Origin of the sequence: Yinghuangia soli, assembly GCF_021502675.1 — a bacterium.
Lineage (GTDB): Bacteria > Actinomycetota > Actinomycetes > Streptomycetales > Streptomycetaceae > Yinghuangia > Yinghuangia soli.
Genome location: NZ_JAKFHA010000006.1, coordinates 300,337 through 315,459 on the forward strand (window position 1 = coordinate 300,337; position 15,123 = coordinate 315,459).

Consider the following 15,123-nt stretch of genomic DNA (forward strand, 5'->3'; position numbering starts at 1 on the left):
CCGGTCATCGAACCAGGGCAGAAGGGCCCTCGGCCAGTGCATTTGCCGCTGTCGCACCGTCCCTGCGATCGGCAGGTGGAGGGTCGGCGAACGGACGGCGGCACCAGCGCTCTTCGGCTGATTTACTGCCGATATGACTGATCCACTGAGGGACCGTCAGGACGCCGCCGCCGCGCTGGAACGCGTCTTCCGCGCCGCCGGCCCCTACCTCGACGGCCTGCACGACCTGCCCGTGCACGACGTGTCGGCCGAGGAACTGGCGGACTCCCTCGGCGGGCCGCTGCCCGAAAAGGGCGCCGGGACGCTTGCCGGCATCGACCGCTTGGTGCAGGTCGCCACGCAGGCCGCGACGCACTCGTCCGGTCCGCGCTTCTTCCATCTCGTGGTCGGCGGGTCGACCCCGGCGGCGATGGCCGCCGACTGGACGACCTCGCTGATCGACCAGGTCGCGGGGCTGAACGTCTCGTCGCCGCTGGCCGCCCGCGTGGAGACCATCGCGCTCGACTGGCTGAAGGAACTCTTCGGCATACCCGCCTCGTTCGGCGGCGTGATCACCCCGAGCGCGACGCTCGCCCACGTCACCGGCCTCGCCTGCGCCCGCGCCTGGTGGGCCGAGCGGCACGGCGTCGACGTGGTCGCGCAAGGCCTGGCCGGACTGCCCGCGATGCCCGTCCTCACCAGCGGCCTGGTGCACGCGAGCACCCGCAAGGCGCTGCAGATCCTCGGCTGCGGCCGAGACACCCTGCGCATGTTCGCGCGCGACGACACCGGACGGGTCGACCTCCCCGCGCTCGAGGCCGCACTCGCCGAACTCGACGGCGCTCCCGCAGTGATCGTCGGCAACCTGGGCGAGGTCTACGCGGGCGACTCCGACCCGCTCGACGCCATGGCCGACCTGGCCGAGCGGTACGGCGCATGGCTGCATGTGGACGGCGCGTTCGGGCTGTTCGCGGCCGTGTCCCCGCGTACCGCAGCGCTGGCCGCGGGACTGGACCGGGCCGACTCCATCACGGGCGACGGCCACAAGTGGCTGAACGTCCCGTACGACACGGGATTTTCGTTCATCCGCAACCCCTCGGACCAAGTGCGGGCATTCGGAGGTTGGGGCGCCTCCTACCTCCCCGAAGCTCCGGGCGCCCGGGTCGACTACAACACTCTCGGACCCGAATCGTCGCGGAGGGCGAGGGCGTTCCCGGTGTGGGCCACCCTGAACGCGTACGGCCGCGACGGCTACCGCGCCATGGTCGAACGCCATCTCGACGTGGCCGAGCACCTGGGCCGCCTGGTCGACGAGGCCCCCGACTTCGAACTCCTGGCACCGGTGCAGCTGTGCATCGTCTGCTTCCGCTACGCCCCGCCCGGCGTTCCGGAGGACCGGCTCGACGCCCTCAACGCCGAACTGGGCGAGGCCCTCCTCGGCGACGGCCGCGTCTTCGCAGGCATGGCCAACTACCGCGGCCGCAAGGTGCTGCGTTGCGCCATCGTCAACTGGCGGACCACGGAACCCGACGTGGAGCTCTTGCTCACCGTCCTCCGCGAGGTGGCCGCCGACCTGGCCGCGGACGACCGGCCGTAGCCGGCCCCCGCACGGGGGGGCCGGCGTACGCGTCCGCTCCTCCGCGGTCAGTCGGCGCAGTTGTGGTACGCCGCGACCTGCCAGGTCGCGGCGCCGGGGGGGGGGGCCCCCCCCGGGGCCCCCCCCCCACCCGGCGGGGGGCCCGCCCCCGGCCCCCCCCCGCCGACGGCGCTGCGGGCGGTGACGATTGCCGACTGCGCATCCGCGCCCAGCAACCGGACCCCGTCGATCCGGTCGCGGACCGTGGAGCCCTTGAGCGGACCGGCGAATCCGGCGGCCATCTCGGCGCGGATCGCCTCCCGGCCGTTCCGGAAGGATCCGGGCAGGGCAGCGGTCGCCTCAGGTGTGTAGAGGGCAGCGAACGCGGCGGCGTCGTTGGCCTCCCAGGCTGCGTACACGTCCTGGATCAGGGACCGGACCTGCTGCTCGGCGGTGTGCTGCGTGGCGGTGGTGGTCACGACTTCCTCCTGCAAGATCGACGGGATGTCGCCGATACCTACTGCCGAGCCGCGCCCAATTCATCGCCCCTGGTCCCCCGATCACCGATGACTTTCGGGCCGGCCGCCGGTACGTACGGTTCCAGGCGTCGGCGGAGCCGACCTCACGGCGAGAAAGGCAGCACGTATGGCCCCCACCGACACCCGCCCCGACGACGTCGCCGATCCTGCCCTCGACCTCGACCTCGACCTCGACCTCGGTCTCGCCCCTGGCCCTGGCCTCGCCGACCCGTCATCCGACCCCGCCGCCGAGTTCACCCGCCGCACCGATCCGCACCGCCGCGAGCTCCTGGCCTACTGCTATCGCATGCTGGGCTCCGCCCACGATGCCGAAGACCTCGTCCAGGACACCTTCCTGCGCGTGTGGCGGGCGTACGACCGCTACGACCCGCAGCGCGCGAGCATGCGCACGTGGCTGTACCGGATCGCCACCAACGTCTGCCTCACCGCCCTGGAGTCGCGTACCCGCCGCCCCCTCCCGAGCGGCCTCGGCGCACCCGACGACGACCCGCTGACCCCCTTGGAGTTCGCCCCCGAGGTCCCGTGGATCCAGCCGATCCCGGACGCCTGGCTCGCCGACCCGGGCCAAGTCGTCGCGGCCCGCGGAAGCCTGCGCCTCGCCTGGGTCGCCGCCGTCCAGTACCTGCCTGCACGGCAACGTGCCGTCCTGATCCTCCGCGACGTCCTCGAATGGTCCGCCGCCGAGACCGCCGCCCTCCTCGAAACCACCCCGGCCGCCGTCAACAGCGCTCTCCAGCGCGCCCGCGCCCGACTCGCCGGATCCGGCCTCGCCGAGACCCGCATAGCCGAAGAACCCGCCGACCGCCGAGTCGTGGACCGCTACGCCGCCGCCTTCGAGAAGGCCGACATCGAGGCCCTGACCGCCCTCCTCGCCCACGACGCCATCCTCGAAATGCCCCCGGTCAGCACCTGGTTCATCGGCCGCGAACGCTACGCCGGCTTCATGGCCTGGGTATACGACGCCAACGGCACCGACTGGCAAGTCCTCCGCACCGCGGCCAACGGCCAACCCGCAATCGCCGCCTACGTACGCCGCACCAGCCCCGCCCCGGACCTCGGACTCAGCCCCGGACTCAGCCCGGACGCGGTCTCCGAAGCCGCCACCTACAAACTCCACACCCTCCAGGTCTTCGACCTCATCGCCGGCCGCATCACCCGCAACACCGTTTTCCAGTCCCCCGAAGTCCTCGCCTCCTTCGGCCTCCCGGAGACACTTCCCCCGGCGTCCTGACCGCGGTGTCCTGACCGCGGCGGCCCGGCCCACCGCGGCTAAACGCGGCAGAGGTCCAGGACTTCGGCCTCCGGGACGAAGCCCGCCTTCGTGTAGGTGGCCACCGCTGCGGTGTTCGCGCTCGCGGTGGCGACGATGGCGCTCGATGCGTCCAGCGCGCGGAGTGCGGCTGCCGCGGCGAGGGTGATGGATACGCCGTGGCCGAGGCCGCGGTGGTTGCGGTGGACGCCCATGGGTTCGAGCAGCCCCGGCCTCCCCGGGCCGGCCGACCACACCATGCAGGCTGCCACTGCGTCACCGCCGTCGTCGTAGCCGACCAGGCAGCGCGCGTCGGCGAAGGCAGGTCCGGCCGCCAGTGCGTGCCAGCGTTCTTCGGAGAACGTCGAACCCTCGAACGCTGCCCGCTGCACCTCGGCAAAGACGTGCGCCTGGGCCGGGCCGACGGTCTCGATCCGCAGCGCCGGTTGCCGGACCGGCGCTGCAAGGTTGCGGCGCAGTTGTGTCCACGGTTCATCGGTCTGCCATCCGGCCTCGGCAAGCGCTTCGCGGACCGACGCACCGGCTGCCGCCTCGATGTTCGCCTTGCCCGCGGGGAGGATCCCGCGCTCCGGGTCGTCGATGTCCGCGGCCAGTCGTGCGGCGAGTTCCTCGTCTCGGAGGGCATCGGGTGCGGTCGCCAGCCGGAGCAACCCTGGTCCGTCGAGGAGGCCGATCGCGACGATGCGGCCGTCCCGGCTCCAGGTCCGTACGGCGGCGGCGGTCGTGTCGACGCCCGTACGCCAGAACCAGCCGACGTCACCGGGATGCAGTTGCAGGGGCGCGTCGTCCTGCTGCCAGGTGCGCAGCGCCTCCAGGATTTCGCCCAGTCCGTCTGCGTCCGGCTTGCCCGTCACGATTGCCATGGAGGAGATCACACACTGCGGGTCTGCGGCGCGCATCCGCTTTTCGGTCGGGTGGGCTCGTACCGTCCCCGGCGGCGGTCAAGTAGCGAACGACTGTTCCAGCATGTCCCGTTCAGGTGTCACGTGTCGCCTTGCCGATGCCCCGGCAAGCGCCTGATTCTCCTTGTCAAAAAGTGAACTGAGTTCATCTTGTGGGCTCACGAGCATGCGGCAATACTGCTCCGGCACCACGACGAGAGCTCGTTCCAGGCAAGCGCGGATCGGTTGGGGGCCGTAGATGCGTTCCACAGGTGCCAGGCGCAAAGCGGTCATCGGCCGCTTGCCGCGAAGCTTCGCCGCGCTGGTGTGCGTCGCCGCGCTGGCGGCGGTCGGCTGCAGCCGCGAGGGGGCCGATCGGAAGCCCGAGGGCAGCGGCAGCCGGCCCGCAATCACCGCAAATGCCCCAGGCGCTTCGACTGCTCCGGGCGTTGCCGCCTTCACCCCGGAGACGCCCGGCCCGGCCGGCGACGCGTTCTTCGACCCGCCCGCACCGCTGCCGCAGCTCAAGCCGGGCGATGTGATCCGGTACCGGCCGTTCGACATACCCCAGGGCTTCCTGGACGGCGCTGCCAAGGAAGTGGTCGTCATGTACGCGACCACCGGCTACGACGGCAAACCGGTTGCCACCACCGGCGTCGTCCACCTGCCGCCGGGCCCGGCGCCCGCGGGCGGCCGGCCGGTGGTGACGTCCAACCACGGCACCACGGGCGAGGCCCCGATCTGCGGACCGTCGCGCGGCTGGTGGGCGAAGACCGGGATCTTCGACAACCAAGAGGACTTCGAGAGCCTGACGGAGTCCCTGCTCAAGCGGGGTTTCGCGGTCGTGGAGCCGGACTACCTCGGCCTGGGCGCCACCGGCACGCCGCATGCGTACCTGTACGGGAAGTCGGTGGCGTACAGCACGCTCGACCTGATCCGCGCGGCCCGCAACCTTGACCCGGGCGTCGGGAAGACCTCCTTCTTCACCGGCGGTTCGCAGGGCGGGCACGCGGCTCTGTTCTCGGCGCACTACGCGCCGGAGTACGCACCGGAGTTGGACGTCAAGGGCGTCATCGCGGAGGCCCCTGCGGTCGGCATGGACTTCATGGCCGACATGATCGCCGAGGGCTCCGAGACGACCGCGCCGTACATCGGCATATTCCTCGGGCTCGTACGCGCCGCGGACATCGCCGAACGGGACACCATCCAGATCGAGAAGTTCCTTACGCCGGACGCCATCGCGTTCACCCGCACGCGTCCGAGCAACGAGCAGTGCATGGGCGGCGGCGGTGAGGCACCGAAGCCCGACAACGTGCTGCTGCCCGGTGCCGACCTGGGTCCGATCAACACGTACCTCAAGGCCAACGCCACCTCGTCGGTCAAGCTGCGCGTCCCGGTGCTTGTCGCGCAGGGCGACAAGGACATCCTGAGCTCGATGAACCGCTCGATGGCCGAGGGCCTTTGCCAGAACGGCATGAGTGTCGAGTTCAAGGCCTACGCGGAGGGCGAGCACACCCTTGGGCCGCTGCTGACCGCGGATGGCACGGCGTGGATCATGGCTCGCCTCAACGGTGAACCGCCGACCAACGCCTGCGTGTTCTGACCGCGACGCGGCCGCTCGGACGGCATCACACGCCGGACGAGCGGCCCTCGCGGGGCGCTTCGAGCTCCGCGATGCGCTCCCCTTGAAACGCAGAGATCTTGCCGACCACGATCATCGCGAAGAGCCCCGCCACGGCGAAGACGATGCTCGCGACCGCCGACATGCGGTCCACGGTGCGCACACCGTCAAGCGTGCTGTCGTCGACCACCCAGGCAGCGGCCCTGGACAAAAGCACCGCGAAGACGAGGAGCCCCCACCAGCAGAGAATCCACTGCTTCCGCCCGAACCCCGGGGAAGCATCCGCCTCTTGCTCCGTCGCATCAGTCACCCGACGCGCTTCACTGCCACGCCATATGTCACTCGCGATCATCGCCGGGAACAGCAGATTCAAGATCGGGACGAACCAGCAGCCGACGGACCAGCCAGGCCCGAGATCCGGCTTGTGCAGCCCGAAGTACGCGATGTTCGTACGGGAGCGGTGGAACCAGGTGATGAAGACGATGCCGGCCACCAGGGTCGCCAGAAGCACGATCCACCCCGTGGTCACCACAAACGTGTCCGCGGACTCCAGGTCGTCGATGTTCACATTCCCGGCCTTGATGTCACCGACGAGGGAGGCCCGCATGAGCTGGGCAATCGCCGCCAGGACGTACGCGACCATGGCAATGGCGAGCGTGATCTGCACCCCGCCGGTGAGTCCCTCGACAGGCTCCGGAAAACCAGGCGGACCACTCGACGCACCCCGCGCCTCGGCACCGGGACCAGAACCAGAACCAGAACCCACCGAACCGGCTGTGACTCCGGCGCAGTTCGGGCATCGCTCATCGTGCTCCGAAGAAGCACCACATCCAGGACAAGGCATAGGGATCCCCCCGCGGATCTCAGGCAGCCGAGCGGACGACAACCACACGTACGCAGCGCGCATCCTGCCAGCTCTGCGCAACGCCGTCAGCAGTTCGCGCCCTGCCGCCTTGGGCGCTGCGGCCCTCGCGTCCTAAGGCACCGCGGTCAGCTTGTCCGGGTTGCGGACGACATCGACGGCGACGATGCGGTCGCGGTCGACCAGGAAGGAAGCCACGGTCACTTCGCCCTCGGCGTCCCGGATGACGAGGCCAGGGGCGCCGTTGACGGTTCGGATGCGCGCGTCGCCGAGCGCGCCGACCGAAAAAGCCAGCAGGAAGGCGGCCACGTCGGCGGCGCCCTGCTTGATCGAGAGCAGTGCACGTACCTTGCCGCCGCCGTCCGCACGCAGCACGACGCCCGGGTCGAACAGCCGCATCAGCTCGTCGAGATCGCCGTCGTTGCAGGCTCGCGCGAAGGCACCGACCAACTGGCGCTGGCGCTCATGGGTGGGCGGAAACGCCGGGCGTTCCAGGGCGACTTTGGCACGGGCCCGGGAGGCCAGCTTGCGCACGGCCGCCGGCGTCCGGCCCACGACCTCGGCGATCTCGTCGAACGGCAGCCCGAAGACGTCGTGCAGCAGGAACGCGGAACGCTGCGCCGGGGACAACTCCTCCAGGACGACGAGTAGCGCCATGCTGACGGATTCGTCGAGCGTGACCCGGTCGGCGGGGTCGGCCGCGGCATTGCCGACCGCCGGGCCGCCGGCGGCGCGGACCGGCTCGACGAGCGGCTCGGGCAGCCACGTCCCGACGTACCGCTCACGGCGCACCCGGGCGCTGCCGAGCACATCGAGGGCCAGCCGTCCGACGGTGGTGGTCAGCCAGGCACCGAGGTCGCGGATGCCGGCGGTGTCGTCGAGATTGCGCAGGCGCAGCCAGGCGTCCTGGACGCAGTCTTCGGCTTCCGCGAGGGAACCGGTGGTCGTGTAGGCGACGCGGAGCAGGCGGGGCCGGAGCTGCTCGAAGGCCAGCGCGAGCTCGTCTTCGCGCGCTCGCGCGGCGAGGGGCTGCGGGCCGAGGGGCTGAGGGCCGAGGGGCTGCGGGCTGGTGTCGGGCATCATGCCCATGAGACGACATGGCCCGAGCGGATGTGACCTCGGGGCCGGAAGTCTTTCCGCTGGCCCCTGGCGAGTCACATCCGGCGGGGCAACGTCGTCTGCAGGTCATGGACGCCAACGAACCTGCCGCAAACCGGAACACAGGCACCACTGCGACTGCTTCGCCGCCCCCGGTGGACCGTCGCGCAGCGGATCGCCCCGAAACCGAAAGTCCCCCGCCGAACGGCATCTTCGCCCGCGTGGCCGGCTTCGCGCACCGGCGCAAGTGGGCGGCGCTGGTCCTGTGGATACTCGTCCTCGCGGGTGTGCAGGCAAGCGCGGTCATCGCCGGAAACGACTACCGGGAGGACTACTCCCTGCCCGGTACGCAATCCCAGCGGGCCGCCGACCTGCTCGCCGAGCACGGCGCCGCGCGGGCCGCGGACACCGTGCCGATCGTGCTGGCCGTCGACGCGGAACGCGGCGCGGTCCCGTCCGCGGGACTGCGCGACGCAGCCGTCCGCGACCAGGTGACGCGGATGCTCGCCCAGGTCGCGCGCACAGCCACGGTGACGGGCGTACGCAGCCCCTTCGACGATCCGTCCGCAATCTCCGCCGACGGACGCATCGGCTACGCGACCGTCTCGCTCTCCGTCCCGGCCAAGGAGATGACCAAGGCGGACGCCCAAGGCCTGCACGACGCCGTGACGCCCTTCGCGGGCGAGGGGCTGCGCATCGAACTGGGCGGTGACGTAGGACGATTGCTGGCAGCCGGAGAAGGCGGGCTCGCCGAGGGCGCAGGGCTGCTGGCAGCGCTGGTGATCCTCGTCCTCATGTTCGGTACGGTCCTGGCCGCCGGACTACCCGTCGTCACCGCGGTGTTCGCGGTCGGATCGACCCTGGCCGCGGTCGTGCTCGCGTCCCATGTCTTCACGATCGCGGACTGGACGCCGTACGTGATGATGCTGGTCGGCCTCGGTGTCGGCATCGACTACGCGCTGCTGATCTTCGCCCGCTTCCGGTCCGAACTCCTGCGCGGCCGAACACCGCGACAAGCAAACGTCATTGCCCTCGACGCCGCCGGACGCTCGGTCTTCGTGGCCGGCTGCACGGTCATCGTCGCGCTGCTGGGCCTGGTGGCACTCGGCCTCGGCTCGCTGCGCGGTATGGCCTTGTCCGTGGCCCTGACCGTCCTCGTGACCATGCTCGCCGCCCTCACCCTCCTCCCCGCGCTGCTCGCGGTGTTCGGCGACCGCTTCGCCCGCACGTTCCGCGCCAAGCACGAGCGCCGGACCGCCCGCCGCGGGCCTGTCGCCGAGGGTGCGGTGTGGCGGCGCCTCGCCCGCCGCGTCCAACGCCGCCCCCTGCTCGCGCTGCTCACCGGGCTGCTGTCCCTCGGCGCGCTGGCCCTGCCGGCCCTCGACCTGCGCCTCGGCTTCGCCGACGCGGGCAACGACGCCCCGGGAACGACCAGCCGCAAGGCGTACGACCTGCTGTCCGAAGGCTTCGGGCCCGGCTTCAACGGCCCGCTCATCGTGGTCGCCGAAAGCGGCACCGGCGACGCCGCAACTCCGCTCCGCTCCGCCGCGGCGGCCCTGACCCAGGTGCCCGGCGTCACCGCGCTCGGCCCGGTCACCCCCATCGGCGACGGCAGCATCGCCACTGTCATGGTCTTCCCGAGCACTTCGCCGCAGGCCGAGGAAACCTCACGCCTGGCCACCCGCCTGCGCGACGGCATCCTCCCGGACCTCGCGTCCGAGACCGGCACGACGTACCTGCTGGGCGGTACCACGGCCGCCGCCCAGGACTACGCGGACAAGGTCGCCGGCCGGATGCCGCTCTTCGTCCTGATCGTGGTCGGCCTCTCGATCCTGCTCCTGATGATCGTCTTCGGCTCGCTGCTCGTGCCGCTCAAGGCCGCGTTCTTCAACCTGCTCAGCATCGCCGCGGCCCTCGGCGCCATGGTGCTGGTCTTCCAGTACGGCATGTTCGGCATCGAGCCGGCCCCGATCGAGGCGTTCCTCCCGGTCATGGTCTTCGCCATCGTCTTCGGCCTGTCCATGGACTACGAGATCTTCCTCGTCGCCCGCATGCGCGAGGAATGGCGCCGCACCGGCAACCCCACCGAAGCCGTCCGCGAAGGCCTGGCCCACACCGGCTCGGTCATCACCGCCGCCGGCGCCATCATGATCGCCGTCTTCGGCGCCGTCATGCTCAGCCCCGACCGCCTCCTCCAGCAGACCGGCTTCGGCATGGCGGTCGCCGTCTTCGTCGACGCCGTCATCATCCGCTGCCTCCTCGTCCCGGCCACCATGCACCTCCTGGGCCGCCGAGCCTGGTGGCTCCCCCGCCCCCTGTCCCGCCTGCTCCCCCACGTCGAAGTGGAACGCTGACCCAGCCGGATCGCGCGGCGCTGCCCCGAGCAGCGCCGCGGCGAAGCCGGTGCCCGTTTCGACCTCCGACACCGCGTCGCTGAACCGCACATCAGCTGCCGCGGCCGCCGCCCATCCCTCGGAATTTCGGACGTGGCACCGTACGCCGCGGGTCAGTCCTGCGGTCCCCGGAAGCCCTCTGGTGAAAGGTTCCTCAACGCGGCGATCTCGATCTTGCGGGTGGGTGGCAGCATGGCGTGGGGCTTGGGCCGCGTCGAGTCGGTAACCCGCTCGCAGTTCCAGCAGTAGAGCGCGCTGGGCCACTCCAGGTCGGGCTCCACGGGCCCGCCGCACTGCGGACAGTCGGCCATGCCGCCACCCTCTCTACTGGCTACGCCGTGAGGTCGAACTCCCCGGCCTTGGCAGCTTCGATGAACACCGCCCATTCCTGCGGAGAGTACTCCTGCACGTTGCCTGTGTTGCTGTTGCGCACGGCGACCACGCCCGGCACGTTCGTGGCGACTTCCACGCACCGGCGGTCGTTCGGGTCGTACTTGCAGCGGCTGCCCGTTCGGAACTCGTACACGGTGCCTCCTCAGTCGTCTTCCTTGATGACCCACACGCCATCGACCTTGTGGACGGTGGCCCCCTGCCGCTTCACCTGGTCAGGGTTGAGCGGCAGACGGTAGACCCAGTCGTCCCGGGGCTCAGGTACGGGCACTCTCGCCGTTTGCTGACGCATGGTCGCTCTGCCCTCCGTCATGAATGGGGTCACCGTCGAGGGACACCACTCGGGCCAGAGGAGTCGACCACTCGACTCCGCCCCGGACCGGGCGCAACCATGCAGCGTCACCGATGACGTCCATCAAGTGGCCGATATTGCCGGTCAGTTGATCCCTGACAGGCTGCCCTTGGTGCCGCCGGATCAGGACTTGCAAGGCCGAGATGTCGAGTCCCATGTCCGGACACTAGGACGATCCACTGCCCGGACAGCGATGCGATTCTCGAATATTCTTCGGCCTGCCGTGCTGCTTCTCGGTCCTTCTCACGCAGTCGGCAAGGCAACTCGAGCACGCGCGATCAGGTGCTGGGCTTCCTTGCCGAAGACTGCGGCCTCGGCAAGCATCTGCCACACCCTCAGGTACAAGGCGACGTTCTCCGGCTCTTCAAGCCAAAGCTCGGCGTGCCAATCCTCGGCGATCACGAGCCTCTCGTCGTACACCCAGAATCCGTTTGCCGGCGGGATCTTAAGCCGCGCACGCAGCGGGACGATCCCGAGGGAAACCGTGTCGATCCCGACGACTCCGGCGAGGCGATCCAGTTGACCCGCCATAACGGAGGGTGGGCAGACCAACGTGGACAGGGCTGCCTCGCTCATGACGATGTGGAACTTCTTGCCTGCGGCGTAGAGGACTTCCTGCCGTCGCACTCGGGCTCGTACCGCATTCTCGACATCCCGCACGGAGCGGTGCAGCAGTTGATATCCGGTGAAGATATGCCGGGCATATTCAGGCGTCTGGAGCACCCCGACAATCATCGCGCCTTCCCAAGCACGCAGTACGGAGGCGCGTTCGTACTCGGCTCGCAGCGCGTCCTGAACCGGGGCATGCCCAGCCGCCAGTTGCCTTCGCCATGAGCGGTAGTGCGTCTCCAGATTGCGTAGGCGTACCACCAGTTCCGCAGTCGCCGACGGTGCACCGGTTCCGCGAGCCCAGGCCACGAGATCGCCTTCGGTCGCCGTCTGGCGTCCGGTCTCCAGTTTGCTGACCTTCGACTGCGGCCAGCCGAGCAAGTCGGCCAGTTCTCGGCCGGTGAGATTCGCGGCGGTCCGCAGCTCCCGGAGTCGAGTGCCGAGCAGCACCCGAGCCTGTTGGAAGTCCGTACTCACATGGCAGAAGGTAGCTGAGCGGCGAACACCTCAAAGGGCACTGCGTGATGCCAGGCGGCGTCCCTCACCTGGCAGGCGCGCGACACCTCCACAGGGTCGGTGATCAGCTCCACGCTTGCCAGGGAGTCATCGTCCTCGAAGACCAACCGAGCGATCACCCGCGAGTCGAAGAGCCAGAAATCCTCGTCCGGAAGCTGCAGACGCTTGGCATCGGCCCGCCGCAAGTTGCGAATGTCCTCACCTACGGCAGCATTTCGCCGGGCACCGTCGAGCAGGTACCGCTGCCCAACCGTCGGCGGAGCATCGACGATCCGTACGCGTTCGAAGCGCTTGCCCAGCGCGGACTGTTCGCGGCGCGACACGCACCACGGGTCGTCAAGGTCGTACCCCGCCGGGTCGCCGGCCACGAAACGACGGTAGGTGTCCGTCAGCTCGTCGGCTCGGTAAGCACGTCGGGACTCCAGGCGCCACGCTGTGTGCGCGAATGTCTCGAACATTGCGTCGAACTCGTCGAAGCCGATGAGCACCGGAACCCGCTCCGCGTCCTTCGGGCCGAACACCGCCAGCAACTCCCTTGGCACAACCACAAATCCCTCGTGTGCTTCCACATTACGCAGTTGCGACAGATCGGCGGGATCGGTCACAGCCTTGCCTTGCACGAGGTACTCACCGGAGTCCAGATCTTCGTACAGCGACGGGCACCCGTTGTTTCCGGAGTTGGTCCCGACGAAGCGCAGGCGTCTGGCCACACAGGCCTCCCTTCGGGTCACCCTGACCTCTCTCAGGATGGCAACCGCAGGGTCCATGGGGGACCGCTTTGGGCAACTCTCCCTGTGCTCATCCTTGTTGAGGTCGTTGACCCGATGCTCTGCCGAGTCGCCGCCTGGGCCTTGAAACCGGCCACGCCCATGATCGCGGGCGCGGCCTACCCCGATCCCGCCGTCGTGAAGAACCTGCGACCCGCGTGAAGCGGCACCGCCAGGGGCTTCATCTGCAGCACCGAAGCAGGGCAGCCCGAGCTTGTGAGGGCCTTGGGGTCTTTGGGGCGCCGCCGCCCGGACAGGGCGGCGGCGCGTCACTGCGCCGGGTCTGCTGATGCGCGGTGGCTAGAGTCGGACGAATGACGCGCCACCCAATCGACAGTGCTGGTCCTTTGGCACGCCAGGTCTGCAGCAGACTTGCACCGTCCGGCCCTGAAGCGGCGCTGGGGCAGATCCTCCACATTGTGCGGACGTACCAGGCTCTCGAATTCGACGTTGCCGAGATCGGCGACGCCGACGGCTTCCTGTTTCAGTACGGCGGCAACGTGCTGGACGTCGGGGCACCCTTCGCACTGAGCTTCGTACGGCAACTTGAGCAGGTCGACGCGGACGGCGAGTTCGTGGCGTTCTTCCAGGTCGGCTTCGCGTTCAAGTTCGCCATGGACGCCGACCTCAAGGGCCTGCAGAACTCGCACGACTGGTGGTTCCGGGGCCAGACGCAGCCGTTCGACGAATGGCTCGCGAAGGTGTCCGAGGATCGCGTCTGGCCGCTTGTCCGCGACCGCGGGCCGTCGCGCTTCGACATCGTGTACGGGCAAGTCTGAACGTCGTCGGTCGAAGCAGGTGTCCCATGCGCGGCGCTGCCTCGGGCAGCGCCGCGCAGAACCTTGGCTGTTCGTTCGGGGACTCGCCTGCAGCACCGAAACAGGGCAGCCCGAGCTTGCGAGGGCCTTTGGCTCTTTAGCGCGCCGCCGCCCGGACGGGCGGCGGCGCAACGTCTCGCCGCCGGCTTCGGGGCTGACTCCCCTTAGCTCGCAGGTCGTTGAACTGCCGCGCCCGGACGACCTCCGATCCGGCGGTCGTGGGCGACCTGCGATGGGCATGGAGCGGCACCGTTTGGGGACTCGCCTGCAGTACCGAAGCAGGGCAGCCCGAGCTTGCGAGGGCCTTTGAGTCCTTGGGGCGCCGCCGCCCGGGGAGGGCGGCGGCGTAACGTCTCGCGGCCGTGGACGACCTTCTATGGGCGTGGATCGGCACCGTTTCGGGACTCGTCGGCGGTCCCGAAACAAGGGGACCCGAGCTTGCGAGGTCCGTTTAGTGGAGTTTGCGGGCGGCTTCGGTGGCCCAGTAGGTGAGGATGCTGCTTGCGCCGGCGCGGCGGATGCTGGTCAGGGTTTCCATGATGACGCGGTCGCGGTCGATCCAGCCGTTGGCGGCGGCGGCTTCAACCATCGCGTACTCGCCGCTGACCTGGTACGCGGCGACCGGAACGTGGACCTCGTCGGCAATGCGGCGGACGATGTCGAGGTAGGACATCGCCGGCTTCACCATGACCATGTCGGCGCCCTCGGCGATGTCCAGGAGGACCTCGCGGAGCGACTCGTCGGCATTCGCCGGGTCCTGCTGGTACGTCATGCGGTCGCCCTGGAGGGTCGACTCCACTGCCTCGCGGAACGGGCCGTAGAAGCCGCTCGCGTACTTGGCGCTGTAGGCGAGGATCGAGGTGTCGGTGTGGCCTGCGGCATCCAAGGCCCGGCGGACGTGGCCGACCTGGCCGTCCATCATGCCGCTCGGGCCGAGCATGTGGGCGCCCGCCTCGGCCTGGACGATGGCCATCTCGGCGTAGCGCGCGAGGGTGGCGTCGTTGTCGACCGTGCCGTCCTCGCGCAGCACGCCGCAGTGGCCGTGGTCGGTGAACTCGTCGAGGCAGAGGTCCGACATGATCACGGTCGCGTCGCCCACCTCGGACGCGACGTCGCGGAGCGCGACCTGCAGGATGCCGTCGGGGTCCGTCCCTGCCGTGCCGCAGGCGTCCTTGGCGGACGGGATCCCGAACAGCATCAGGCCGCCCACACCGAGGGAAACGGCCTCGTGGGCGGCTTTGCGCAGCGTGTCGCGGGTGTGCTGGACGACGCCCGGCATGGACGAGATCGGGATCGGTTCGGCCGCGCCCTCGCGGACGAACAGCGGCAGGATCAGGTCCGCGGGGTGCAGCCGGGTCTCCGCGACCAGACGGCGCACCGCCGGGGTCCGGCGCAGCCTCCTCGGTCGAACCAGAGGGAACCCGCCGGACCCTGACGATGCGTCAGTCATGG

General features: G+C 69.7%; 15 protein-coding genes. 5 read left to right on the forward strand and 10 right to left on the reverse strand.

The window, feature by feature from the left end:
- The first annotated feature begins 133 nt into the window (after positions 1-133).
- On the forward strand, positions 134-1,576 hold the full coding sequence (locus LZ495_RS14455; RefSeq protein ID WP_235052573.1) for a pyridoxal phosphate-dependent decarboxylase family protein: 1,443 nt from the start codon (positions 134-136) through the stop codon (positions 1,574-1,576).
- A gap of 47 nt (positions 1,577-1,623) precedes the next feature.
- Here the strand turns inward: LZ495_RS14455 and LZ495_RS14460 are convergent, their stop codons facing one another.
- Positions 1,624-2,034, reverse strand: coding sequence for an SgcJ/EcaC family oxidoreductase (locus tag LZ495_RS14460; RefSeq protein WP_235052574.1), 411 nt, complete (start codon positions 2,032-2,034; stop codon positions 1,624-1,626).
- A 166-nt stretch (positions 2,035-2,200) separates the two neighbouring features.
- Here LZ495_RS14460 and LZ495_RS14465 point away from each other — a divergent pair, with 166 nt between their 5' ends.
- The gene (locus tag LZ495_RS14465; RefSeq protein WP_235052575.1) at positions 2,201-3,325 is read left to right on the forward strand and encodes a sigma-70 family RNA polymerase sigma factor; all 1,125 of its coding nucleotides are present in this window, start codon (positions 2,201-2,203) and stop codon (positions 3,323-3,325) included.
- Between the two features lie 38 nt (positions 3,326-3,363).
- Here the strand turns inward: LZ495_RS14465 and LZ495_RS14470 are convergent, their stop codons facing one another.
- Together LZ495_RS14470 and LZ495_RS14475 are read right to left on the reverse strand one after the other, a co-directional pair.
- The gene (locus LZ495_RS14470) at positions 3,364-4,227 is read right to left on the reverse strand and encodes a GNAT family N-acetyltransferase (RefSeq protein WP_235052576.1); all 864 of its coding nucleotides are present in this window, start codon (positions 4,225-4,227) and stop codon (positions 3,364-3,366) included.
- A 78-nt stretch (positions 4,228-4,305) separates the two neighbouring features.
- Positions 4,306-4,515 (reverse strand): hypothetical protein, encoded by a 210-nt coding sequence (locus tag LZ495_RS14475; protein WP_235052577.1) that lies wholly within the window; start codon positions 4,513-4,515, stop codon positions 4,306-4,308.
- A gap of 31 nt (positions 4,516-4,546) precedes the next feature.
- On the opposite strand from LZ495_RS14475, the gene LZ495_RS14480 reads away from it, so the two are divergent.
- Positions 4,547-5,848 (forward strand): lipase family protein, encoded by a 1,302-nt coding sequence (locus LZ495_RS14480; RefSeq protein ID WP_235052578.1) that lies wholly within the window; start codon positions 4,547-4,549, stop codon positions 5,846-5,848.
- A 25-nt stretch (positions 5,849-5,873) separates the two neighbouring features.
- Here LZ495_RS14480 and LZ495_RS14485 read toward each other — a convergent pair whose 3' ends face one another.
- Both LZ495_RS14485 and sigJ read right to left on the reverse strand, forming a co-directional pair.
- Positions 5,874-6,533: a DUF4328 domain-containing protein gene (locus tag LZ495_RS14485; protein WP_235052579.1), complete on the reverse strand. Its 660-nt coding sequence runs from the start codon at positions 6,531-6,533 to the stop codon at positions 5,874-5,876.
- A 309-nt stretch (positions 6,534-6,842) separates the two neighbouring features.
- Positions 6,843-7,808, reverse strand: coding sequence for an RNA polymerase sigma factor SigJ (gene sigJ, locus LZ495_RS14490; protein ID WP_372498572.1), 966 nt, complete (start codon positions 7,806-7,808; stop codon positions 6,843-6,845).
- Between the two features lie 107 nt (positions 7,809-7,915).
- Between sigJ and LZ495_RS14495 the strand changes: the two genes are divergently transcribed.
- Complete coding sequence (locus tag LZ495_RS14495) at positions 7,916-10,180, forward strand: MMPL family transporter (RefSeq protein WP_372498567.1); 2,265 nt, start codon at positions 7,916-7,918, stop codon at positions 10,178-10,180.
- Between the two features lie 370 nt (positions 10,181-10,550).
- On the opposite strand, the gene LZ495_RS14500 is transcribed toward LZ495_RS14495, so the two are convergent.
- The 4 genes from LZ495_RS14500 to LZ495_RS14515 form a co-directional block, all read right to left on the reverse strand.
- The gene (locus LZ495_RS14500; RefSeq protein WP_235052581.1) at positions 10,551-10,745 is read right to left on the reverse strand and encodes a DUF397 domain-containing protein; all 195 of its coding nucleotides are present in this window, start codon (positions 10,743-10,745) and stop codon (positions 10,551-10,553) included.
- Between the two features lie 121 nt (positions 10,746-10,866).
- Complete coding sequence (locus tag LZ495_RS14505) at positions 10,867-11,118, reverse strand: hypothetical protein (protein ID WP_235052582.1); 252 nt, start codon at positions 11,116-11,118, stop codon at positions 10,867-10,869.
- A gap of 86 nt (positions 11,119-11,204) precedes the next feature.
- On the reverse strand, positions 11,205-12,047 hold the full coding sequence (locus LZ495_RS14510; RefSeq protein ID WP_235052583.1) for a helix-turn-helix domain-containing protein: 843 nt from the start codon (positions 12,045-12,047) through the stop codon (positions 11,205-11,207).
- Positions 12,044-12,796 carry a DUF6879 family protein gene (locus LZ495_RS14515; RefSeq protein ID WP_235052584.1) on the reverse strand — a complete coding sequence of 251 codons (753 nt, stop codon included), beginning with the start codon at positions 12,794-12,796 and terminating at the stop codon, positions 12,044-12,046. Before LZ495_RS14515 ends, LZ495_RS14510 begins: the two co-directional genes overlap by 4 nt.
- A 476-nt stretch (positions 12,797-13,272) precedes the next feature.
- On the opposite strand from LZ495_RS14515, the gene LZ495_RS14520 reads away from it, so the two are divergent.
- A complete protein-coding gene (locus LZ495_RS14520) occupies positions 13,273-13,632 on the forward strand; it encodes a hypothetical protein (protein WP_235052585.1) in 360 nt (119 codons plus the stop codon).
- Positions 13,633-14,122: 490 nt separating this feature from the next.
- Here LZ495_RS14520 and hemB read toward each other — a convergent pair whose 3' ends face one another.
- Positions 14,123-15,121: a porphobilinogen synthase gene (gene hemB / locus LZ495_RS14525; protein ID WP_235052586.1), complete on the reverse strand. Its 999-nt coding sequence runs from the start codon at positions 15,119-15,121 to the stop codon at positions 14,123-14,125.
- Between the last annotated feature and the right edge of the window lie 2 nt (positions 15,122-15,123).

What these genes read in the sequence shown, in the direction of transcription:
- LZ495_RS14455 (WP_235052573.1), top strand. Translation starts at nt 134, where the DNA reads ATGACTGATCCACTGAGGGACCGTCAGGACGCCGCCGCCGCGCTGGAA.
- LZ495_RS14465 (WP_235052575.1), top strand. Translation starts at nt 2,201, where the DNA reads ATGGCCCCCACCGACACCCGCCCCGACGACGTCGCCGATCCTGCCCTC.
- LZ495_RS14470 (WP_235052576.1), bottom strand. Translation starts at nt 4,227, where the DNA reads ATGGCAATCGTGACGGGCAAGCCGGACGCAGACGGACTGGGCGAAATC.
- sigJ (WP_372498572.1), bottom strand. Translation starts at nt 7,808, where the DNA reads ATGCCCGACACCAGCCCGCAGCCCCTCGGCCCTCAGCCCCTCGGCCCG.
- LZ495_RS14495 (WP_372498567.1), top strand. Translation starts at nt 7,916, where the DNA reads ATGGACGCCAACGAACCTGCCGCAAACCGGAACACAGGCACCACTGCG.
- LZ495_RS14505 (WP_235052582.1), bottom strand. Translation starts at nt 11,118, where the DNA reads ATGGGACTCGACATCTCGGCCTTGCAAGTCCTGATCCGGCGGCACCAA.
- hemB (WP_235052586.1), bottom strand. Translation starts at nt 15,121, where the DNA reads ATGACTGACGCATCGTCAGGGTCCGGCGGGTTCCCTCTGGTTCGACCG.